Below are 19,714 nucleotides of genomic sequence, written 5' to 3'. Positions count from 1 at the left end.
GGGAGTGTTGGAGGGGGCGGGAGGGCGGCCACGGGCTGAGGCCGCCCGGGCGGCGCGAGGCCGCACAACTGCGAGGGCGGGCGGACCGGTGTCAGCCGAGGTCGCCGCCCGCCACCGGCAGGACGGTGCCGGTGATGTAGGACGCCTCGTCGGAGGCGAGGAAGGCGATCGCGGCGGCCTGCTCGTCGAGCGTGCCGTAGCGCTTCATCAGCGACGTGCTCACGGTCTGCTCGATGTGCGCCTGGAACCAGGTCTGCTCCTGCTCGGTTTCCAGTGCCGAGCCGCCGCGGGAGATCCGGCGCGGCGGCGCCTCGGTGCCACCGGGAGCGGTCGCGACCACCCGGATTCCCGCGTCGGCGCACTCGAAGGCGAGCGAGGCGGTGATGGCGTTGATGCCGCCCTTCGCCGCCGAGTACGGGATCCGGTGGATGCCGCGCGTCGCCGCGGACGACACGTTGACGATCACGCCGCGGCCCCGCTCCGTCATCGACGGCAGGGCGGCCCGGCAGGAGAACAGGGTCGTCATCAGCGAGCGCCGGATCTCCGCCTCGATCTCCGCCGGGGTGAACTCGGTGAAGGGCTTGAACCAGATCGCCCCGCCGACGTTGTTGACGAGCACGTCGATCCGGCCGTAGCGCGCGAGCGTGGCCTCGGCCACCTCCTGGGCCCCCTCCCACGTCTCCAGATCGGCGAGCACCGGCAGTGCCTCGCCGGTCAGCTCATCGGCCAACTCGGTGACGAGGCCGGCGCGGTCGGCGAGCACCACCGTGCCGCCCTCCGCGCTGATCCGCCTGGCCACGCGCTCACCGATGCCCTGTGCCGCGCCGGTGACCACCACGACCTTGCCGTCGAAGCGGCCGGGGGTCACGAACGCGCGCGCACGCGACGGCCTCGCGTCGTCCATGGCCCTGCGCGTGGTGGTCTTCGCACGCTCGGCGTGCTCGACGACCAGCCTGCGGGCCGTCGTGCGGTCCCCCGCCTCGAACGCGGTGACGATGTCGAGGTGGTCCTGCGTGCACCGGGGATGGCACCACGTCGCGTCCCGCAGGGTCTCCTCCATGTGCCCCTGCACGCCGAGCGCGCGGTAGGCCTGGAGCAGGTGCTCGTTGCCGGTGAGGGTGAACAGGTAGTCGTGGAAGGCAGCGTTGGTCTCGGTGAACGCGGCGGCGTCGACGAACCGGTCGCCGTCCACATAGGGCACGGTCGCCTCGGCGAGCAGCCGGTAGCCCGCGAGCTGCTGCGACGAGAGCCTGCCGATCACGAGCTCCAGCGCGCCCAGCTCGAGTGCCCGCCTCGCCTCGAACACGGCATCCGACTCGTGCACCGACGGGTGCTCCTCGCCGATCTCGTAGCTGCCCTCCGGCTGGGGCGCCACGAGCGGCGCGAGATCGTCGGGCGCGGGCAGCATCTCCTGACCCGCGACGGCGCGGGCGTTGCCCGCGGGCAGCAACGCCTCGCCGGAGGTCAGGGAGCGGGTACCCGTGCCCTCGCCGGGCCAGATCGCCTGTCCGGCCACGGTTCTCGCCGTGGCGGCCTCCTCGGTGGCCGTGCGCACCGCGCCCGCGCCCAGGGGGCTCAGCGCCACGGGCTCGAAGATCCGCTGCCCCGCCAAGGCCCTGCCCTCTCCCTCGGTCACCGGGCGCACCGGCTCGGGTTCGGGCACCGCTTCCACCACGGGTTCCGGCGCGGCGGCGGGTTCCGGCTCGGCCATGGTCTCCACCACCACGGGCTCGGCCTGGGCGGACGCTCTGGAGAGCGCGAACTTCTCGTAGTAGAACCCGGTCGGCTCCACTCCCCGCTCGGTGAAGTGCGCGCGCACCGCCTCGACCATGGGCGGCGGCCCGCACAGGTACACCGCCACGTCCCCGCCGTGCAGGTGCTCGTCGCCGATCAGGCTCGTCACATAGCCCTTGTTGGGCGCGGAGCTGTCCGGGTCGGCGACGCAGTAGTCCCAGGTGAACCCGTCCACCTGCGCGGCCAGCTCGGCGAGCGTGTCCAGCTCCACCAGGTCGTCGTCGGTGCTCACGCCGTAGATGAGGTGCGCGGGCCGCGCCGAGCCCGTGGCCCGAAGCGTGCGCACGATCGACAGGATCGGCGCCAGGCCGGTGCCACCGGCCAGCAGCAGCACGGGCCGGTCGGCCTCACGCAGGAAGAAGCTGCCGTTGGGGCCGGTGAAGGTGAGCTCGTCGCCCGCGCTCGCCCGCTCGGTGAGGTAGTCCGACATCGCGCCGCCGGGCGTGAGCTTCACCAGAAAGGTCAACGACTTGTCGTCCGGCGCGTTGCTGAACGAGTACGACCGCGTCTCCCCGGTGCCGGGCACCTCGATATTCACGTACTGGCCGGGCAGGAAGGCCAGTTTGTCCCGGTCGGGGGTCTCCACGGTGAGCGCGAACGTCGTCGGCGAGAGCCGGTCCAGCGCGGTCAGGGTCGCGGGGTAGGTCGCCGCCTCGGTCTTGGCGACCGCCGACGTGCTCGCGATCTGCAGCACCAGGTCCGACGTCGGCTTCATGCTGCACGGCAGCACGTAGCCGCGCCGCGCCTCGTCGTCGGAAAGGGCGTCCTCGATGTAGGTCCCGCCGTCGTAGGTGCCCGACTCGCAGAACGCCTTGCAGGTTCCGCACGCGCCGTCCCGGCAGTCCAGCGGGATGTTGATCCGCTGGCGGTACGACGCGTCGGCGACCGTCTGGTCCTCCGCGCACGTGATGAAGCGGGTGACACCGTCCTCGAAGGACAGTGCGACCTGGAAAGTCATGATCCCTCCCTGGGACCGGGGTCATTCCGCAGCGGCGGAGCCGCTTGCACATGCGCCGTCAGCTTGCGCCGCCGCGGGTTCTGGTTCCGCCACCCGCACCGCAACGCAAGCCGCTCCGGGCAGTTGTCAGAAGTGGTAGATGTCGACGACGTGGTGGATGTAGTCGTTCTTCAACACCACGGTCTTGCGGCGGATGAGCGGCGAGTCGCCGGAGAAGTCGATGGTGTAGAACGAGGTCCCGTAGTACGGATCCACCGTCTTGTACCGGAAGTACATGGTGTGCCAGTTGAACCGCACGTCCACGAGGTCGCCCCGCCGCTCGATGAGCTCGACGTTGCTGATGTTGTGGCTCGTGCGCGGCTCCGGGATCGACGTCGCGCTGGAGCGCTCCGTGCGGATCCGGAACACCCGGTCCTCGAGCCCGCCCTTGTTCGGGTAGTAGATCAGCGAGACGTCCGTCTGCGGGTTCTCGGTCAGCAGGTCGTCGTCGCCCCACGAGGGCATCCAGTACACGACGTCGTCGGCGTAGCAGTCCAGCCACTTCTCGAACTCGCGGTCGTCGAGGTAGCGCGCCTCCCGGTAGAGGAACTGCTCGATGTCGTTCTGGGTGATGGTCTTCGTCGTGCTGGCGCTGGTGGCGGTGTCGGCGGTGACAGTCATCGGATACTCCTCAGGCGGTGGCGGCAGGCAGCGTGTCGTCCTCTTCGGACCGCGCCCGTTCGCGGGCGATCGCCTCGCGCATGGTCTGCGCCCAGAAGCCGTGCTGTACGGGGTAGAGGCCCTCGTCCTCGTTCTTCTGGCCCGCGGAGATGACGCCGGTCATGCCGAGCGTCCGCGCGACCTCGTCCGGCCCGGTCAGCCAGTGCTCGGCGCCGCGGCTCATGTCGTTCCACGGCGCGGCCGAAGCACGGAACGTCAGCTGGCAGGAGCGGAACTCCTCCAGGTCGTCCGGGGTGGCCATGCCGGAGGCGTTGAAGAAGTCCTCGTACTGGCGGATCCGCCACGCGCGGGCTTCGGAGCTCTCGCCCTTCGGCGCGATGCAGTAGATGGTGACCTCGGTCTTGTCCGGCGCGATCGGCCGGAAGTGCCGGATCTGCGTGGAGAACTGGTCCATCAGGTACACGTTCGGGTACAGGCACAGGTTCCGGGAGCCCTTGACCATGAACTCGCCCTTGGCGTCGCCGAACTCGCGCTTCAGCTCGTCCATCTTGTTCCACAGTGGACGGTCTTGCGGGTTGCCCGCCCACGTCCACAGGCACAGGTGACCCTGCGGGAACGACCAGTAGCCGCCACCGGACTTGCCCCAGCTGCCCGCGTCGAGCGTCTTCGTGTCGTTCTTGGAAGCACCGGTGCCGCGTCGCGCCGTGGTGGCCGCGTAGTTCCAGTGCGTCGCGGTGACGTGGTAGCCGTCGGCGCCGTTCTCGGCCTGCACCTTCCAGTTGCCGTCGTAGGTGTAGGTGGAGGAGCCGCGCAGCACCTCGAGACCTTCCGGCGACTGGTCCACGAGCATGTCGATGATCTTGGTTGTGTCGCCGAGGTGCTCGGCTAGCGGCAGGACGTCGGGGTTGAGGCTGCCGAAGAGGAACCCGCGGTAGCTGTCGAAGCGGGCGACCCGCGTCAGGTCGTGCGACCCGTTCGCGTTGAACGACGGGGGGTAGCCGGCGCCATCGGGGTCCTTGACCTTGAGCAGCTTGCCGTCGTTGCGGAAGGTCCAGCCGTGGAACGGACAGGTGAGGGTCGACCGGTTGTCGGTCTTGCGGCGGCAGATCATCGCGCCGCGGTGTGCGCACGCGTTGATCAGGCAGTGCAGCTCGCCGTCCTTGTCACGGGTGATGACCACCGGCTGCCTGCCGATGTAGGTCGTGAAGTAGTCGCCGGGGTTGGGGAGCTGGCTCTCGTGCGCCAGGTAGATCCAGTTGCCCTCGAAGATGTGCTTCATCTCGAGCTCGAAGATCTCCTCGTCGGTGAAGATCCGACGATTCGCCCGGTAGATCCCGGCCTCCCGGTCCTCGATGACGGCGTCGGCGAGGACGGCGGAGAGGCGATCGAGCGTGTCAGTCATGAGTCCTCCACGGTGGCCTTGATCGGCTTTGACCGGCCTCCAGCGGCCGGGGGCCGCCGTGGCGTGTTCCCCTGACCATGACAGCGGGTGGCAGCAGTCACACCGGGCGAATACCTAGTCCTGACCTAGGGTGCTATTAATCGATAGCATCGATCAATCACTCGAAAATCGCTCCTTGTCTTGACTCAATATCGGTACCTACGGTGAATCAATCGAGGCCACCGGTACGTCGACGTGGAGCCAGAGGAGGTCCGGCGATGGAACTGCGTCACCTGCGCTACTTCGCCGCGGTGGCCGACACCTGCCACTTCGGCAAGGCCGCGGAACGCCTGCACATGGCCCAGCCCGCGCTGTCCCACGCCATCCGGCAACTGGAGGCGGAGCTGGGCGCGCCCCTGTTCACCCGCACGACGCGGCAGGTCCGGCTCACCCCCGCAGGCGAGTACCTCCTCGCGGAGGCCCGCAGGGTGCTCGACACGGTCGAGCAGAGCATGCAGGGCGTGCGCCGGATCGCCGACGGCAGGCTCGGGATCGTCCGGGTCGGCTTCACCGGCACCTCGGCGTTCTCGCAGCTGCCCCGCATCGCCCGCGCGGTCAAGCGGGACGTGCCCGAGGTCGCCCTGGAGGTCCACGCCGACCTGCTCACGCCCGACCAGTGCGACGGATTGCGCACCGGCTCGCTCGACATCGGTGTGCTCCGCCCGCCGGCCAGCGGCGAGGGCATCGAGCTGCGCACGATCGAGGTGGAACCGCTGATCCTCGCCGTGCCCGCCGACCACCGGCTCGCGATCGAACCCGAGGTCTCGATGGCCGACCTGCGCACCGAGGGCTTCATCGTCTACACCAGCAAGGACTCCGTGGTGAACGACGCCGTGCAGCGCAGCTGCCAGGCCGCGGGGTTCACGCCACAGCGCGAGCACGAGGCCGCGGGCACGGCCGTGCTGCTCGCGCTCGTCGCGGGCGGACTCGGGGTCGCGGTCCTGCCCGCCTCGGCCCGCGCGCTGCCGCTGGCGGGCGTGGTGTTCCGCGACCTCACCGACGCGGGCAGCGTCGAGCTGGCGCTCGCCTGGCGCGCCGACAACGACTCCCCCCTCGTGCGGTCGGTCCTCGACGTGCTCGAAACCGCCATCTCCACCGAACCACACCCCTTCGAGGTCAGCCGATGAAGATCACCAGCGTGGAGGCGATCCCCTTCGCCATCCCGTACCGCAAGCCGCTCAGGTTCGCCTCCGGCGAGGTGCACGTGGCCGAGCACGTCCTCGTGCGCGTGCACACCGACGACGGCATCGTCGGCGTGGCCGAGGCCCCGCCCCGCCCGTTCACCTACGGCGAGACGCAGGCCGGCGTGATCGCGGTGATCGAAAAGATCTTCGCGCCGCAGGTGGTGGGGCTGAGCCTGCTGGAGCGCGAGACGATGGCGACCAGGCTCGCCCGCACCGTCGGCAACCCCGCGGCCAAGGCCGCCATCGACATGGCCGTGTGGGACGCGCTCGGCCGCACGCTCGACGTGCAGGTCACCGAGCTGCTCGGCGGCTACACCGATCGGATGCGCGTGTCGCACATGCTCGGCTTCGACGAGCCGGCCGCGATGGTCGCCGAGGCGCAGCGCATGCGCGAGCAGCACGGCATCACCACGTTCAAGGTGAAGGTCGGCCGCCGCCCCGTGGGACTCGACACCGCCGTGGTGCGCGCCCTGCGTGAGGGACTCGGCGACGACATCGAGCTGTACGTCGACGGCAACCGCGGCTGGACCGCCTCGGAGTCGGCCATGGCGATGAAGGAGATGTCGGACCTCGGCCTGCTCTTCGCCGAGGAGCTCTGCCCCGCCGACGACGTGCTGGGCAGGCGCTGGCTCGTCTCCCAGCTCGACGTGCCGTTCATCGCCGACGAGTCCGCCGTCACCCCGGCCGACGTGACCAGGGAGGTGCTGGGCGGCTCCGCCACGGCGATCAGCATCAAGATCGCCCGCACCGGCTTCACGCATTCGCAGCGCGTGCACCACCTCGCCGAGGGCCTCGGCCTTGAGGTCGTGATGGGCAACCAGATCGACGGCCAGCTGGGCTCCATGTGCACGGTCGCGTTCGGCTCGTCGTACCAGCTCACCTCGCGCCGCGCGGGCGAGTTGTCGAACTTCCTCGACATGAGCGACGACCTGCTCACCGAGCCGCTGGAGATCCACGACGGCGAGCTCACCATCCGTCCCGGCGCGGGGCTCGGGGTCGAGATCGACCCGGACAAGCTCGCCCGCTACCGCCAGGACACCTGAACCCCACCCCCGAGGAATCAAGGAGGATCCCCATGACCGCCACCCACCACGCCCCGGCGCCGTCCGCCGCGGACTCCGGCGCCAGCGCCACCGAGCGGTTCAAGTCGGACAAGTACGCCAACGTCGCTGACACCCCCAAGGAGCGCGTGTCGCTGCTGGCCCGCGAGGTGCTCGAGGCAGTGCACTCGACCATCCGCAGGCACAAGGTCACCTACGACGAGTACAACGCCCTCAAGGCGTGGCTGATCAGCGTCGGTGAGGACGGCGAGTGGCCGCTGTTCCTGGACGTGTGGGTCGAGCACGTCGTCGAGGAGGTCGCCACCGAGCACCGCGAGGGCAACAAGGGCACCATCGAGGGCCCGTACTACGTGCCCGGCGCGCCGGAGCAGGGCTCACGCGGCTCGGTGCCGATGCGCGACGACGAGCCGGGCACGCCGCTGGTGTGGACCGGCCGCGTCACCTCCACCGACGGCAGCGTCCTCGACCAGGCCAGGATCGAGTTGTGGCACGCCGACGCCGAGGGCCTGTACTCGCAGTTCGCGCCAGGCATCCCGGAGTGGAACCTGCGCGGCACCTTCTCCGTGGACGCCGATGGCCAGTTCGAGATCAACACCGTCCGCCCCGCGCCGTACCAGATCCCAACCGACGGCGCGTGCGGCAAGCTGATCGCCGCGGCGGGCTGGCACGCCTGGCGGCCCGCGCACCTGCACGTCAAGGTCTCCGCGCCGGGACACGAGCTGCTCACCGCGCAGCTGTACTTCCCCGGTGACGAGCACAACGACGACGACATCGCCTCGGCCGTGAAGCCGGAACTGGTGCTCGACCCGAAGCCCGCGGCCGACGGCAAGGGCGAGACCGTGTCCTACGGCTTCGTCCTCGACCCGGTCAAGGCCTGAGCACCACCGACGCAGAGAAGGAGTACTCACCCATGCTGTTCCACGTGCGGATGGACGTGCACCTGCCGGCCGACCTGGACCCGGAGATGCGCGCCGACATCGTGGCCCGAGAGAAGGCCTACAGCCAGGAGCTGCAGCGCTCCGGGAAGTGGCCGCACATCTGGCGCATCGTGGGTGAGTACTCCAACTTCTCCGTCTTCGACGTCGAGTCCGGCGACGAGCTACACGACATCCTCTCCGGCCTGCCGCTGTTCCCGTACATGGACATCAAGGTCACGCCGCTGGCCAAGCACCCGTCCAAGATCTGAGGCGCGCGCACCGTTTCCGCGCCACCGCAACGGACTTCGCCAGGGGCCGAGTACCCCTGCGAGTCCGTCGCGGCAGCGCGGTATGGTCATCGCCGATGATGACGCACCCGCCTCGTTCCGCGCTGACCACCTGTCGTGTGCCGGTGCCGGGCTGGGCCGGGCGCAAGGTGCGGCTGCGCGAGATCGACTCCGCCGACCATCGCACGCTGATCGGCTTCGACCGCGCCTCGGCGCGCGAGCGGTCCGCGCAGGTGGGTGGGTACCGGCACTGGGCGGCACACCGCGCGGGTGCCGCCGCGTCGGGCGACAGCCACTTCGCGATCGAGACCCTGCGCGGCGGGATGCTCGTCGGGTCGCTCTGCCTGAGCCAGGACGACACCGAGTCCGATCGGTTCAGCTACGGCATCGGCATCGGGGCGCAGCACCGGCGGTGCGGCTACGCCAGCGACGCCATCATGGTGCTGCTGTCCTTCATGTTCTTCGAGCGGAGCTTCCGCCGGTGCCAGGTGAGCATCTACGGCGGCAACGTCGGATCGCTGTCGCTGCACGGCGCGCTCGGCTTCCGTGAGGAGGGCAGGCTGCGCGACACGGAGCTCTCCCTCGGCGACATCCGGTACCTGGTGCTGATGGGCATCACGGCGCCCGAGTTCGCCGCGCGCCACCGCGACGTCATGCTCGCCCACGCCGACCCGAGCCCGCGCCGGGGCAGGCACTGGCGCCCCCGCCGGGGCAGGCACCGCCACGGCTAGAGCCTGTTCCAGCAGCGGCGAAGCCGCTCGCAGGTGCGCCGTCCACCAGCTCCGCCACCGGCACCGCCACGCGAACCGCATCCGGAGCACCCGCGGGCCTTCAGCGCCGGGCGGGCTCTCCGCTGCCGATGACACGGCTGAGCGCGTGCGCCTCCCGCAGCAGCAGGGCGCCCAGTTCGGACCTGCGCTCGGGGCGGAACCTCGTCTCCACGCCGGTCAGCGTCAGCGCCCAGGACGGTTGCCCCGCCCGGTCGAACACGGCCGCCGCCATTCCCCAGCTGCCTTCGACCACGAGGCCGGGGTTCACGGCGTAGCCATCGGTGCGGGTGCGGGCGATCCGTTCGCGCACCGCGTCCGGCGCGTGCGCGGCGCCCCAGCGGTTCACCAGATCCGTGCTCTCCAGGTAGGCGTCGATCTCGGCGTCGGTGAGGAACGACAGCACCACCAGCCCCGCCGACACGACCCCGAGCGGAAAGCGGGCGCCCTCGTACAGCACGAAGGACCGGATCGGGAAGTCCCCGTCCTCGCGCAGCAGGCACACGGTCTCTCCGCCCCGGCGCGCGGAGAAGAACGCGCTCTCCCCCGTCGCCGCCGCGAGCCGGTGCACGCTCTCCCGCGCGTGCTGGGTGACGTCGTAGCGCCTGCCTGCCGCCTCCCCGAGCAGGTACAGCTCGGGGCCGAGGAACCAGCGGCCGCTGCGCTGGTCGCGGTCGACGAAGCCCTCGTCGGCGAGCGAGCCGAGCAGGCGGTGCACGGTCGGCCTCGGCAGACCGGCCGCCCGAGCGAGCTCCGCGGTGCCGGCCCCGGACTCGTTGACCGTCGACAGCGCGCGCAGCACGGCGCCCACCCTGCCGACGAGGTGGGCGGCGGGGGTCGGGTCCATGCCTCCGAGCATACGTTCACTCAGTGAACGCCTGATCGCGCCCACGGCCGCCGGGTGATCGGTTTCCGGGTCGCTTGGGCCTGTTCCTTGCGAAAGGCCCTGGTGCGCACGTTGACTCAGGGCGCTCGAAGAATGAACGACCGAGAGGTGGGCGAGTTGTCGAAACTCCGCGCGGACGCGCAGGCCGCCTTGGCCGGAGTGCTGACCGACGGGATGACCATCGCCGTCGGCGGGTTCGGCCTGTGCGGCATCCCGAACGACCTCATCGAGGTGGTGCGGGACTCCGGGGTCACCGGGCTGACGATCGTGTCCAACAACATGGGCGTCGACGGCAAGGGGCTCGGGCTGCTGCTGGAGAACCGCCAGGTGACCAAGGTGATCGCCTCGTACGTCGGCGAGAACAAGCTGTTCGCCCAGCAGTACCTGGACAAGGTGCTGGACGTGGAGTTCTCCCCACAGGGCACGCTCGCCGAGCGCATGCGGGCGGGTGGCGCCGGGATCGCCGCCTTCTACACCCGGTCCGGCGTGGGCACGCCCGTCGCCGAGGGCAAGCCGCACGCGGAGTTCGACGGGCACACCTACGTCCAGGAGCGCGCGATCGTCGCCGACCTGGCGCTGGTGCACGCCCACACCGCCGACGAGGCGGGCAACCTGACCTACCGGGCCACCGCGCGCAACTTCAACCCGCTGGTCGCCACGTGCGGCCGGGTGACGGTCGCGGAGGCCGAGCATGTGTCCCCCGGGTTCATCGACCCGGGCCTCGTCGCGACGCCCGGCATCTACGTGAACCACCTCGTGCGGGCGCGCGAGCGGGTCAAGGACATCGAGAAGCGCACGGTCCGCCCCCGCGAGACCGTCGGAGCCTAGGAGTAGCCGCATGCCCTGGACACGTGACGAGATGGCGGCGATCGCGGCCGCCGAGCTCAACGACGGCGACTACGTCAACCTCGGGATCGGCATCCCGACGCTGGTCGCCAACCACATCCCCGACGGCGTGCAGGTGACCCTGCAGAGCGAGAACGGCATCCTCGGTCTCGGCCCGTTCCCCTTCGAGGGCGAGGAGGACGCCGACGTCATCAACGCGGGCAAGCAGACGGTGACCGTGGTCCCCGGCGCCAGCTACTTCGACTCGGCGACGTCGTTCGGGATGATCCGCGGCGGGCACATCGACATCGCCATCCTCGGCGCGCTGCAGGTGACCGCGAAGGGCGACCTGGCGAACTGGACCATCCCCGGCGCGCTGGTGAAGGGCATGGGCGGGGCGATGGACCTCGTGGTCGGCGCCCGCCGGATCGTGGTGCTCACCGACCACGTCGCCAAGGACGGCAGCCCGAAGATCGTCGGCGACTGCACGCTGCCGCTGACCGGTGCGGGCGTGGTGAACCGGATCATCACCGACCTCGCCGTGATCGACGTGACGCCGGACGGCCTGCGGCTGGTGGATCTCGCACCCGGCGTCGGCGAGGACGAGGTCCGCGCGAAGACCGGTGCCCCGCTGGAGCTGCCCGCCGCGGTCGGCTGAGCCCGGGCACAAATGAGGACCCACCCCGCCGCCACTCGGGGTGGATCCTCTTTTCGAGCAGGTCAGGCACGGGCCCGGCGGCCGACGAGTCCACTCCGGTTCCCGAGCGCGGCCTGTCGGGTCGTGTTCACGGCCGTGCGCACCGGCCGGCCCGGTGAACGGCGCGAAGGCGGTGGCCCTTGCCCGATCGGATCACTCAGTCGCCGGTTCGCCGGCCACCTCCGGACGGGTCCTGGCCTTCGCGCGGGCCCTGGCGATCCTCACTCGGACGAGCAGGAAGACGGTCACCACGACCCCGAGAACGATCAGCAGCCGGTTGACGTCGACCGCGGGCACCCACGTCACCGCACGGTCCCGGATCCGGTACGCGCCCACCGGACGGGCGGCGGCGCCGAACCCGCCACCCTCGCCCTGCCCACCCTTCTCGTCGACGCCCTGCCCGGCCCCGCCGCCGCCCAGCACGGCGGCGGCCGGGATCACGGTGACGCCCGCGCGCTCGATCGGCTCGCCGTAGACGCGGCCGACGGTGATGGTGTCGCGGGCCCTCGTCAGCAACTCCTCGACCTTCATCGGTTCTCCCCTCCAGCGTCCGCGCGGACCGGCGGTGGTCCCCGGCATCCAGCATGGACGCCGAGAGGCCGGCCGGCGAAGGGTCGTTGGTCCTCACTCGGTGAGGTCGAGGAAGGCCCACTTCGCGTTCGGAGCCAGGCCGGCCAGCCATCTGCCGCAGTTCTGCAGCACCACCGGGCCGGAGGTGACGTGCTGGGTACCGGCGTGCAGGTCGCGGAAGTAGCGCTGCAGGTCGCCCCGGCGCAGCGCGGCCGTCGCCGCCCACTTGTGTACCGTCTGCCCCACCGCGTGCACCGACCACGTCGTGTTGTTGAGCATCAGCCGGGTCAGCGTCTCCTGCTCCGTGTCGAGCAGGTCACCGGCGCCCAGGGTGGCCTCGTTGCCCTCCCACACCTCCATCGCCCACGCCCGCGCGGCCCGCAGCTTCGCCTCCGCCTGCGCGTACTCGGCGTGGAACTGTCCCGTGTCGACGGACGCGCCCGGAGTGCCGGTCTTCTTGTCCACCAACGCTTTCAGCTCGTCGAGCATCCGCCGGCCGACGCCGAGCGCCCACCCGGTGTGGCAGACCCCGGACATGTTGGCCAGTCCCATCCGGTAGATCGCGCCACCGTGGCGCGCGGCCATCGTGGTGACCTCGTAGACGTGCGTCTCCGGCACGAACACGTCCTCGCAGACGTAGTCGATGCTGTTGGTCGCGCGCAGCCCCAGCACGTCCCAGTTGTCCACCAGCGTGGCCTGCTCCTTGGGCAGCGTGAACACGAGCGGCGTGCCGGTGCGCTCACACAGCGCGGCCGTGTGGATGTGGGTGGCCATCGAAATGCCCGACGCGAAGCTCCAGTGCCCGCTGACGCGGTAGCCGCCTTCGACCGGCACGGCCTTACCGAGCCGCGTGCCCTGCCCGGCGACGAGCGCGTAGCGGTCGCCCGCGACGTCGGGGAACAGGTCGGCCGCGGCCTCGTCGCCGAGGTAGGCGGCCGTGGTACCGGTGACCATCTGCAGCGCCATGAACGACCAGCCCGCCGAAGCGTCCGCCTCCGTGATCCGCGCGATCGTGTCGATCACCTGCCGCGGCGAGAACTCGTAGCCGCCGAGCTCGGCCGGGATGCCGACCTTCAGCGCGCCGCTGCCGCGCAGTGCCTCGGCGACCTCGTCGGTCAGGCGGCCCAGTTCCTCGCCCTTCTCGGCGCCCGCGCGCAGCACCGGCGCGATGTCGTCCAGGCGGCGCATCATCTCGTCGTAGGAGTCGCTGACGTGCAGTTGGGAGCCCATTCGCCTTCCTTCGCCTCAGTGCCGGCTCAATGTGAGTCGATCCAGTCGATGACCGGTCGCACCGTCTCGTCGGAGTTCGCCTCGAAGATCAGCCCGTGGCCGTTGCCCTTGATGCCGTGCGCGGGCAGGTGGAGGTGCTCGGCCCGCGCGCCCGCGGCGGCGAGGAACTCGGCCACCTTCGGCGCGAAGGCGGCGAACGCCGACGCGCCGCCACTGACCACGGCCACCGGTTTGCCCGCGAGCGCGGGCATGCGCAGTTCCTGCGCCGCGCGGGCCTCTCCGGGGCTCGCCACCGGTGGGTCGTAGCGGATCGGTGCCGCCGTGAGTCCCCAGTCGAGCGAGCCGAGCCCGGGGAACTCCGCGAAGGCCGGGCCGATCGGCTCCACCGCGACGATCGCGGTCACGTGCCCTGGCCGGGCGTCGGCGGCCAGCCAGCCGACGGGGCCACCGGCCGAATGGGTTACCAGCACGGCCTCGCCGGTGAGGTCCAGCAGCCGAGCGAGACGGTCCGCGTCCATGCGCTGCGACTCGGCGAGGTCGGCCGGCAGCGGACCCATCGGGCTCACCAGCTGGTCGAGGTCCGCCGAGCCGAGCTCACGGTCGTAGGTCCACTGCACCTGCTCGCCGCGCGTCTCGTCCGGCAGGAAAAGCGCCCGTGCCGCCTCGTAGGGGAACGGCGCGCCCATCGGTCCGACGACGTCCGGGTGGTACGGCGAGCGGCCGTGACCGCACCGGTCGACCACGTACACGGCGAAACCGGCCTCCACGAACCGGGTCGCCCAACCCGGGCGCCCGTCCGGGGTACCCGTCCAGTCGGTGCCCTGGCCGCCACCGCCGTGGACGAGCACGAGCGGACGCGGGCGGGTCACCTCTGGCGGCGCCTCCCACTGCACGAACATCGGGGCCCGCGCGACTGTGCCACCCAGCGTCTCCACCCGCTCGCCCGGAATCCAGAACTGGCCCCGGCGCACCGTGATCTCGTACCCGCCCCGCACGTGTGGTGCGACCATTCCCGGCCTCCCAGGCTAGATCGAGATCGGTTCGAGCCTACGGAAGATCTCGTCCCTGCGGTGCTCGAACCGCTCGGGAAGCTGGAACCGTGTGCCCAGCTCCCTCGGCGACTCGTCACACGTCCAGCCGCCCTCGGGGTGGGTGACGGCCAGCTCGAACAACGCACCACCCGGCGTGCGGACGTAGACGCTCTTGAAGTACTTGCGGTCCTTCAGCTCGGAGATGTCGGTGTAGCCCCGGCCCTCGATCTCGAACTTCACCGCGTCCTGGTTCTCCAGATTCGCGACGTTCCAGGCGAAGTGGTGATAGGTACCGGCGCCGTAGCCCCACGTCCCCTGCTCGTCGGTCCGGTTGACCGTCAGCTCCAGGTGATTGCCGTGCTTCCGCTCGCCGATCCGCAGGCTCACCCGGTCGCCTTCCTCGACCAGACCCTCCCGCGCGAAGAAGGACTCCTCGGCGAACTCCACCATCCGGTCCGGCGTCGCGACGTGGACGCCGACGCCGTGGATGCCGTGGATCGCGTGCTCCGGCGGGACGCCGTAGCCCGGATGGCCGACCCGTTCGTCGCCGGTGTTGCCGACGAACACGTACTCGATTCCGCAGGGATGCCGGAAAACGAGCCGCCGGTCGCCGAAGGGCTCGATGTTCTCCACCTCGATGCCGTGCTCGGTGAGCCGCCGGTGCCAGTAGTCGAGCGAGCCGTTGGGCACGGACAGCAGCACCTCGCGCGCCTGGTTGGTGCCGCGTGTGCCGTAGAACCCGGCCTGTGCCCACGGAAACGTCGTCACGACGCTGGACGGGTCGCCGGCCGCGTTCGAGTAGTAGAGGTGGTAGATCGGCAGGGACCCGTCGAAGAGCACGGTGCGCTTGATGAGCCGCATGCCGAGCACCTTGACGTGGAAGTCCACGTCCTCCTGTGCGCCACCGACCGACAGCGTCACGTGGTGTGAACCTTCGACGAACGCCATGACGACCTCCACGGTGAGGGATCGAGCGGTGTGCCCGACGCTAGGAGACCGCCGCCTCCGCGTCATGAGCCGCAGGCGCACGGCAGTGTCGAATCCGCGCACTCCTGGTAGCCTCCGGCGTTGGACCGAGGGCCCGCCGAGCCCCTGGAGACGACGATGACGTCACGCGCAGACCAGGCAGACCAGGCAGCGCACCCGGTGCTGACCGCGGACCTCGTTCCCCGGCCGAGGGGTCCGAGGGTCGAGTTCGGCACCTGGACCCACGCCGTTGAGCGCAGCGTGCTGCGGTTCCGCTTCGACTGCGAACGCCCCGGCGCGTTCACCGGTGTCGTCAGCAACCGCCCGCTCGCGGACGTGAACTTCGTCGACATGGAATGCGGCAGGCACGCCGCCCACCGCGACGCCACGACGATCTCGGAGGGCGAGCCACCGTACTGCGTGCTCACCCTGCAGCTCTCCGGCGAGCTTCGCCTGGCACAGGACGACCGGGTCGCCGTGCTGAAGCCGGGCCTGTTCGCGATCTACGACTCCGCCAAGCCCGCCACGCTGATCTCCAGCGACGACTACCGTTCGACGTGCATCCGGTTTCCCCGGCGCTACCTCGGCGGCAGGCACGACGATCCGCTCGCCGGCATCACGGCCACCGCGTTCGACTGCGCACCGGGCCTGCCCTCGGCGGTGTGGGACATGCTGCTGAGCCTCAACCGCAACGTGGAGACGCTCGGCCCGAACGGGCCGCACGCGGTGCGCTCCGTGCTGGACCTCGTCGCGGTCATGCTGCGGGCCGAGCGGGGCGAGCGCGCAGCGGGGCCCGCCGACCCGAGGGAGGCGTTGCTGGAACGCGTGCGCGCCTACGTGGACGAGCACCTCTCCGATCCGGAGCTCGGGCCGGCCGGTATCGCCGCCGCGCACTACGTGTCCCCGAGGAGCTTGCACAACCTGTTCGCCCGCACGGGCTTCACGGTCGCGTCGTGGATCAGGGCGCGCCGGGTGGAGCGCTGCATGCGCGATCTCGCCGACCCGCTGCTGCGGGAGGTGCCGGTAGCCGCGCTCGCGGCCCGGTGGGGGTTCACGAGCGCGTCGCACTTCGGGCAGGTGTTCAAGCGGGAGACCGGCCGCACGCCCGCGGAGTTCCGGCAGGACTCACTCGGGTGAACGAACGGCCGTGACGTCGAGCGTCAGCGTCAGGCGCCGCCCGGTCATGCCCTTCATGGCGGTGATGCCGAACGCGTAGCGGTCGACCTCGGCGCTCGCCCGCAGGCGGATCCTGCCGCCCTCGGCCCGCAGCCGCTCCACCCGCACGTCGAGCGGGCGGGTCGTGCCCCGCACCGTCAGCTCGCCGTGCAGGATCCAGCCGCCGTCGCCGTGGTCCAGGCCGGTCGAGACGAACCCGATCCGCGGATGGTTCTCGGCGTTGAGGTACTGCGCGGAACGGACCGTGGTGTCCCTGGCGGCGTTTCGGGTGTCGACGCTCGCTGCCGGGATGGCCGCCCTCGCCGACGACTCGGTGACCGGCTCCGCCACCTCGATGTGCCCGTCGCCCAGCGCGAAGCTCCCGCGCACGGGCGCCAGCCCGAACAGGTGGCGGGTGACGAAGGTGATCGTGGAGTTCTCCGGGTCGATGCGGTAGCCGCCCTCGGCGGGGATCTCGACGGTGTCCGTGGTCGCGGCCGGGTCGCTCATGAGGTGGGTCCTTTCCCTGTGTCGGCCGGGCGCACGGCGGCGCCGGCGAGGTGCGGAATGCCGGCCCCCAGCGGACCTGGCACGACGAACCGGTGGACGTCGGCGAGCTCGAAACCGGCCCGCGCGATGGCGGACCCGGCGCACCGGTTCGGCCGGCATTTCCCGCCGAACCAGCGGCTGGCCCGCGCCAAGCCGTCCTGTCCCCGCCGCACCCAGGTGCCCTGGGGAGCGGCGACGTGCTCGGCGAGAACATACCGTCCGCCAGGGCGCAGCACCCGGCGGATCTCCGTGAGTGCCGCCGTGACGTCGTCCACGGAGCAGAGCACGAACGTCGCCACGACGGCGTCGACGCTGTGGCCGGGCAGGTCGAGCCGCTCGGCCCGGCCGTCCAGTACCTCGCCGGTGCCGCCGAGCCGGGCGATCGCCCTGCCGAGCCGCCCCCGGCTCCGCGGGTCGGGCTCCACGCCGATCCAGGTGACGCCGGGCGCGTAGTGGGGCAGGTTCACTCCGGTGCCGGGGCCCAGTTCGAGCACCGTGCCGCGCAGCGGGGCGAGCAGTGCGGCCAGCAGCGAGGCGGGCTGGAAGCTCGTGGTCATGGTGCCCAGCGTCGCCGCACGGGGCCGTCGCGTGCATCGGCCACCGGGAGCGCGGGCGCTCTCCGGAGGCCGGGTGCGGTTTCGACTTTGGTCGGTGTGCCGACCGCCGGGCCGACCGTAGGCTCAGCCTCGTGCCTGGTGAGCTGTTCTGCGCGACCCGCACCGCGCTGCCCGTCGTGGTGGTCGGGGCGGGCGCGGCCGCGACCACGTGGGGGGAGTTCGCGGCGGGCACACGCGGCTGGCCGCTCGCGATCGACCTCGCGGTCGTGGTGGCCGGCTGCTGCCTGGTGCCGGTGCTGCTGCGCAGGCCCGCGGCCACGACGCTGGTGATCACGGCGCTCGCGCTGAGCTCGCCCGCCGGCACCCCGGCGGCGAGCGTGGGCGTGCTGCACACCGCGCGCACCCGGCCGTTCCCCGTGGCGGTGGGGGTCGCCGCGGTGAGCGTTGCCGCGCACCTGCTGCGCTGGCTGTGGCGACCGCTGGGAGGGCTGTCCTTCTGGTGGTGGCTGGCGCTGGTGGTGGTCGCGCACACCGCCCTGCTCGGCTGGGGGGCGCTGGCCGAGGCCCGCAGGGCGCTCATCGCGTCGCTGCGGGAACGCGCCGAGCGCGCGGAGGCCGAGCAGGGCAGGCGGGTCGCCGAGGCGCGGGCGGCCGAACGCACCCGTATCGCGAGGGAGATGCACGACGTGCTCGCCCACCGCCTTTCGCTGCTGGCCACCTACGCGGGTGCGCTGGAGTACCGGCCCGGAATGCCGGCCGAACGCGTGTCCGAGGCGGCGGGCGTGATCCGCAGGACGGTGCACCAGGCGCTGGACGAGCTGCGGGACGTGATCGCGCTGTTGCGCGACGACCCCGTGAGCGAGGGCACCGACCGTCCCATGCCGGCGCTGGCGGACCTGCCGGAGCTGGTCGCGGAGTCCCGCTCCGCCGGCACGGTGGTCGACGTGCGCGACGGGCTCACCGATACCGCCGCGCTGCCCGGCACCACCGGGCGTACCGCGTACCGCGTGCTGCAGGAGGCACTGACCAACGCGCGCAAGCACGCGCCCGGCCAGCCGGTGAGCATCGCGCTCGACGGCACGCCGGGCACGCGGCTGGTGATCACGGTGTCCAACCCGCTCGCCGACCGGGCCGCGGTGTCCTCCGTCCCCGGCGCCGGGACCGGGCTGGTCGGGCTCACCGAACGTGTGCGGCTGGCCGGGGGCAGGCTCGACCACCGGGCGACGGCCCGCGAGTTCCGGCTGCACGCCTGGCTACCGTGGCCGGCATGACGGAACCGGTCAGGGTGCTCATCGTCGACGACGACGCGCTGGTGCGCGCGGGACTGACGATGATGCTCGACGGCGCCGACGGAATCGCCGTGGTCGGCGAGGCCGACGACGGCGACCGGGTGCCCGCGGCGCTCGACACGCGCGTCACCGACGTGGTGCTCATGGACGTGCGGATGCCGAGGGTGAACGGGATCGCCGCGACCCGCCGGGTACGCGCCAGGCGGAACCCGCCGGAGGTGATCGTGCTGACCACGTTCGACACCGACGAGAACGTGCTGCGCGCCCTGCGGGCCGGGGCGAGCGGGTTCCTGCTCAAGGACTCGCCGCCGGCCGAGATCGCCGAAGCCGTGCGCACGGTGGCCTCCGGTGACCCGATCCTCTCCCCCGGCATCACGCGCAGGCTGATGGACCGCGCCGCCACCGACGCCACGGCCTACGACCGCGCCCGCACGGCACTCGCCGCGCTCAGCACCCGCGAGCACGAGGTCGCCGTGGCACTCGGCAAGGGCAAGTCCAACGCCGAGATCGCCGGGGAGCTGTTCGTCAGCGTCGCGACGGTCAAGGCGCACATCACCCGCATCCTCACCAAGCTCGGGCTCGGCAACCGCACCCAGGTGGCGCTGCTCGTGCACGACGCCGGGCTCTGCTGAGCGGCTCCGCGCGAGCCCGCCGCCCGGATTCGCCCCACGCGGCCGCCGGCCACGGCGCGATGCGGAATCGGCGCAACGCCGGAGGCGCCGGGGTTCACCGGCGACCTTTCCCGCGCCGTTTCCCGCCCGCACTGGCTCGCTCCGGCTCGCGAGTTCGGCGCTCATCGGGCTCATCGCCTACGGGCGCAGGGCGCGCGACCACGTCGATCGGGGCGAGCCCGTGCCCGCACAGCCGCGGGAGCGGACGGCGACCGTGGT

Annotated in this window: 20 protein-coding genes; 10 read left to right on the top strand and 10 right to left on the bottom strand. The window is 71.4% G+C overall.

All coding sequences use genetic code 11. The features are described 5' to 3' along the window. Positions 1-91: 91 nt before the first annotated feature. From benC to benA, 3 genes are all read right to left on the bottom strand, one after another. The gene (gene benC, locus FCN18_RS07885; protein ID WP_137094156.1) at positions 92-2,752 is read right to left on the bottom strand and encodes a benzoate 1,2-dioxygenase electron transfer component BenC; all 2,661 of its coding nucleotides are present in this window, start codon (positions 2,750-2,752) and stop codon (positions 92-94) included. Positions 2,753-2,878: 126 nt separating this feature from the next. Beyond that, positions 2,879-3,412 carry a benzoate 1,2-dioxygenase small subunit gene (gene benB, locus FCN18_RS07880; RefSeq protein ID WP_137094154.1) on the bottom strand — a complete coding sequence of 178 codons (534 nt, stop codon included), beginning with the start codon at positions 3,410-3,412 and terminating at the stop codon, positions 2,879-2,881. 10 nt (positions 3,413-3,422) lie between these two features. Further along, a complete protein-coding gene (gene benA / locus FCN18_RS07875; protein ID WP_112269389.1) occupies positions 3,423-4,814 on the bottom strand; it encodes a benzoate 1,2-dioxygenase large subunit in 1,392 nt (463 codons plus the stop codon). Positions 4,815-5,071: 257 nt separating this feature from the next. On the opposite strand from benA, the gene FCN18_RS07870 reads away from it, so the two are divergent. The 5 genes from FCN18_RS07870 to FCN18_RS07850 all read left to right on the top strand — a co-directional run bounded on the left by FCN18_RS07870 (position 5,072) and on the right by FCN18_RS07850 (position 9,033). Then, positions 5,072-5,980, top strand: coding sequence for a LysR substrate-binding domain-containing protein (locus tag FCN18_RS07870; protein ID WP_112269387.1), 909 nt, complete (start codon positions 5,072-5,074; stop codon positions 5,978-5,980). Beyond that, on the top strand, positions 5,977-7,080 hold the full coding sequence (locus FCN18_RS07865) for a mandelate racemase/muconate lactonizing enzyme family protein (protein ID WP_112269385.1): 1,104 nt from the start codon (positions 5,977-5,979) through the stop codon (positions 7,078-7,080). Before FCN18_RS07870 ends, FCN18_RS07865 begins: the two co-directional genes overlap by 4 nt. Positions 7,081-7,112: 32 nt before the next feature. After that, positions 7,113-7,976, top strand: a complete 864-nt coding sequence (gene catA / locus FCN18_RS07860) for a catechol 1,2-dioxygenase (protein ID WP_112269383.1) — start codon at positions 7,113-7,115, stop codon at positions 7,974-7,976. Between the two features lie 32 nt (positions 7,977-8,008). Beyond that, the gene (gene catC / locus FCN18_RS07855) at positions 8,009-8,284 is read left to right on the top strand and encodes a muconolactone Delta-isomerase (protein WP_112269381.1); all 276 of its coding nucleotides are present in this window, start codon (positions 8,009-8,011) and stop codon (positions 8,282-8,284) included. A gap of 95 nt (positions 8,285-8,379) precedes the next feature. Next, positions 8,380-9,033 carry a GNAT family N-acetyltransferase gene (locus tag FCN18_RS07850; protein ID WP_170200521.1) on the top strand — a complete coding sequence of 218 codons (654 nt, stop codon included), beginning with the start codon at positions 8,380-8,382 and terminating at the stop codon, positions 9,031-9,033. A 100-nt stretch (positions 9,034-9,133) separates the two neighbouring features. On the opposite strand, the gene FCN18_RS07845 is transcribed toward FCN18_RS07850, so the two are convergent. Then, positions 9,134-9,916, bottom strand: a complete 783-nt coding sequence (locus FCN18_RS07845) for an IclR family transcriptional regulator (protein ID WP_137094151.1) — start codon at positions 9,914-9,916, stop codon at positions 9,134-9,136. Between the two features lie 132 nt (positions 9,917-10,048). Here FCN18_RS07845 and FCN18_RS07840 point away from each other — a divergent pair, with 132 nt between their 5' ends. Then, positions 10,049-10,783, top strand: a complete 735-nt coding sequence (locus FCN18_RS07840) for a CoA transferase subunit A (RefSeq protein WP_112269379.1) — start codon at positions 10,049-10,051, stop codon at positions 10,781-10,783. Positions 10,784-10,793: 10 nt separating this feature from the next. Further along, a complete protein-coding gene (locus FCN18_RS07835) occupies positions 10,794-11,438 on the top strand; it encodes a CoA transferase subunit B (protein ID WP_113642155.1) in 645 nt (214 codons plus the stop codon). 192 nt (positions 11,439-11,630) lie between these two features. On the opposite strand, the gene FCN18_RS07830 is transcribed toward FCN18_RS07835, so the two are convergent. From FCN18_RS07830 to FCN18_RS07815, 4 genes are all read right to left on the bottom strand, one after another. After that, positions 11,631-12,008 carry a sporulation protein gene (locus FCN18_RS07830; RefSeq protein WP_137094149.1) on the bottom strand — a complete coding sequence of 126 codons (378 nt, stop codon included), beginning with the start codon at positions 12,006-12,008 and terminating at the stop codon, positions 11,631-11,633. A 93-nt stretch (positions 12,009-12,101) separates the two neighbouring features. Then, positions 12,102-13,277 (bottom strand): acyl-CoA dehydrogenase family protein, encoded by a 1,176-nt coding sequence (locus FCN18_RS07825; protein WP_112269373.1) that lies wholly within the window; start codon positions 13,275-13,277, stop codon positions 12,102-12,104. A 26-nt stretch (positions 13,278-13,303) separates the two neighbouring features. Beyond that, entirely contained in the window at positions 13,304-14,287 is a 984-nt protein-coding gene (locus FCN18_RS07820; protein WP_228713743.1) for an alpha/beta fold hydrolase, read from the bottom strand. Between the two features lie 15 nt (positions 14,288-14,302). Then, positions 14,303-15,256 (bottom strand): VOC family protein, encoded by a 954-nt coding sequence (locus tag FCN18_RS07815; RefSeq protein WP_137094147.1) that lies wholly within the window; start codon positions 15,254-15,256, stop codon positions 14,303-14,305. 156 nt (positions 15,257-15,412) lie between these two features. Here FCN18_RS07815 and FCN18_RS07810 point away from each other — a divergent pair, with 156 nt between their 5' ends. Then, on the top strand, positions 15,413-16,411 hold the full coding sequence (locus FCN18_RS07810; protein WP_137094145.1) for an AraC-like ligand-binding domain-containing protein: 999 nt from the start codon (positions 15,413-15,415) through the stop codon (positions 16,409-16,411). Here the strand turns inward: FCN18_RS07810 and FCN18_RS07805 are convergent. After that, positions 16,400-16,939 carry a YceI family protein gene (locus tag FCN18_RS07805; protein ID WP_113642158.1) on the bottom strand — a complete coding sequence of 180 codons (540 nt, stop codon included), beginning with the start codon at positions 16,937-16,939 and terminating at the stop codon, positions 16,400-16,402. The two genes, FCN18_RS07810 and FCN18_RS07805, sit on opposite strands and share 12 nt — an antisense overlap. Beyond that, positions 16,936-17,535 carry a class I SAM-dependent methyltransferase gene (locus FCN18_RS07800; RefSeq protein ID WP_112269365.1) on the bottom strand — a complete coding sequence of 200 codons (600 nt, stop codon included), beginning with the start codon at positions 17,533-17,535 and terminating at the stop codon, positions 16,936-16,938. The genes FCN18_RS07805 and FCN18_RS07800 overlap by 4 nt, the downstream gene beginning before the upstream one ends. Before the next feature lie 131 nt (positions 17,536-17,666). Between FCN18_RS07800 and FCN18_RS07795 the strand changes: the two genes are divergently transcribed. Beyond that, a complete protein-coding gene (locus FCN18_RS07795; protein ID WP_112269363.1) occupies positions 17,667-18,806 on the top strand; it encodes a sensor histidine kinase in 1,140 nt (379 codons plus the stop codon). Next, the gene (locus FCN18_RS07790; protein WP_137094143.1) at positions 18,803-19,456 is read left to right on the top strand and encodes a response regulator transcription factor; all 654 of its coding nucleotides are present in this window, start codon (positions 18,803-18,805) and stop codon (positions 19,454-19,456) included. The genes FCN18_RS07795 and FCN18_RS07790 overlap by 4 nt, the downstream gene beginning before the upstream one ends. Positions 19,457-19,714 lie beyond the last annotated feature (258 nt).

Origin of the sequence: Prauserella endophytica (genome assembly GCF_005146945.1) — a bacterium.
GTDB classification, from domain to species: Bacteria; Actinomycetota; Actinomycetes; order Mycobacteriales; family Pseudonocardiaceae; genus Prauserella_A; species Prauserella_A endophytica.
The sequence above is the reverse complement of the archived record's forward strand: the minus strand, read 5'-3'. Positions and strand labels throughout refer to the sequence as shown.

What these genes read in the sequence shown, in the direction of transcription:
- benA (WP_112269389.1), bottom strand. Translation starts at nt 4,814, where the DNA reads ATGACTGACACGCTCGATCGCCTCTCCGCCGTCCTCGCCGACGCCGTC.
- FCN18_RS07825 (WP_112269373.1), bottom strand. Translation starts at nt 13,277, where the DNA reads ATGGGCTCCCAACTGCACGTCAGCGACTCCTACGACGAGATGATGCGC.
- benB (WP_137094154.1), bottom strand. Translation starts at nt 3,412, where the DNA reads ATGACTGTCACCGCCGACACCGCCACCAGCGCCAGCACGACGAAGACC.
- catA (WP_112269383.1), top strand. Translation starts at nt 7,113, where the DNA reads ATGACCGCCACCCACCACGCCCCGGCGCCGTCCGCCGCGGACTCCGGC.
- catC (WP_112269381.1), top strand. Translation starts at nt 8,009, where the DNA reads ATGCTGTTCCACGTGCGGATGGACGTGCACCTGCCGGCCGACCTGGAC.
- FCN18_RS07790 (WP_137094143.1), top strand. Translation starts at nt 18,803, where the DNA reads ATGACGGAACCGGTCAGGGTGCTCATCGTCGACGACGACGCGCTGGTG.
- FCN18_RS07830 (WP_137094149.1), bottom strand. Translation starts at nt 12,008, where the DNA reads ATGAAGGTCGAGGAGTTGCTGACGAGGGCCCGCGACACCATCACCGTC.
- FCN18_RS07850 (WP_170200521.1), top strand. Translation starts at nt 8,380, where the DNA reads ATGATGACGCACCCGCCTCGTTCCGCGCTGACCACCTGTCGTGTGCCG.
- FCN18_RS07870 (WP_112269387.1), top strand. Translation starts at nt 5,072, where the DNA reads ATGGAACTGCGTCACCTGCGCTACTTCGCCGCGGTGGCCGACACCTGC.
- benC (WP_137094156.1), bottom strand. Translation starts at nt 2,752, where the DNA reads ATGACTTTCCAGGTCGCACTGTCCTTCGAGGACGGTGTCACCCGCTTC.
- FCN18_RS07810 (WP_137094145.1), top strand. Translation starts at nt 15,413, where the DNA reads ATGACGTCACGCGCAGACCAGGCAGACCAGGCAGCGCACCCGGTGCTG.
- FCN18_RS07835 (WP_113642155.1), top strand. Translation starts at nt 10,794, where the DNA reads ATGCCCTGGACACGTGACGAGATGGCGGCGATCGCGGCCGCCGAGCTC.
- FCN18_RS07805 (WP_113642158.1), bottom strand. Translation starts at nt 16,939, where the DNA reads ATGAGCGACCCGGCCGCGACCACGGACACCGTCGAGATCCCCGCCGAG.
- FCN18_RS07800 (WP_112269365.1), bottom strand. Translation starts at nt 17,535, where the DNA reads ATGACCACGAGCTTCCAGCCCGCCTCGCTGCTGGCCGCACTGCTCGCC.
- FCN18_RS07845 (WP_137094151.1), bottom strand. Translation starts at nt 9,916, where the DNA reads ATGGACCCGACCCCCGCCGCCCACCTCGTCGGCAGGGTGGGCGCCGTG.
- FCN18_RS07820 (WP_228713743.1), bottom strand. Translation starts at nt 14,287, where the DNA reads ATGGTCGCACCACACGTGCGGGGCGGGTACGAGATCACGGTGCGCCGG.
- FCN18_RS07815 (WP_137094147.1), bottom strand. Translation starts at nt 15,256, where the DNA reads ATGGCGTTCGTCGAAGGTTCACACCACGTGACGCTGTCGGTCGGTGGC.
- FCN18_RS07840 (WP_112269379.1), top strand. Translation starts at nt 10,049, where the DNA reads ATGAACGACCGAGAGGTGGGCGAGTTGTCGAAACTCCGCGCGGACGCG.
- FCN18_RS07865 (WP_112269385.1), top strand. Translation starts at nt 5,977, where the DNA reads ATGAAGATCACCAGCGTGGAGGCGATCCCCTTCGCCATCCCGTACCGC.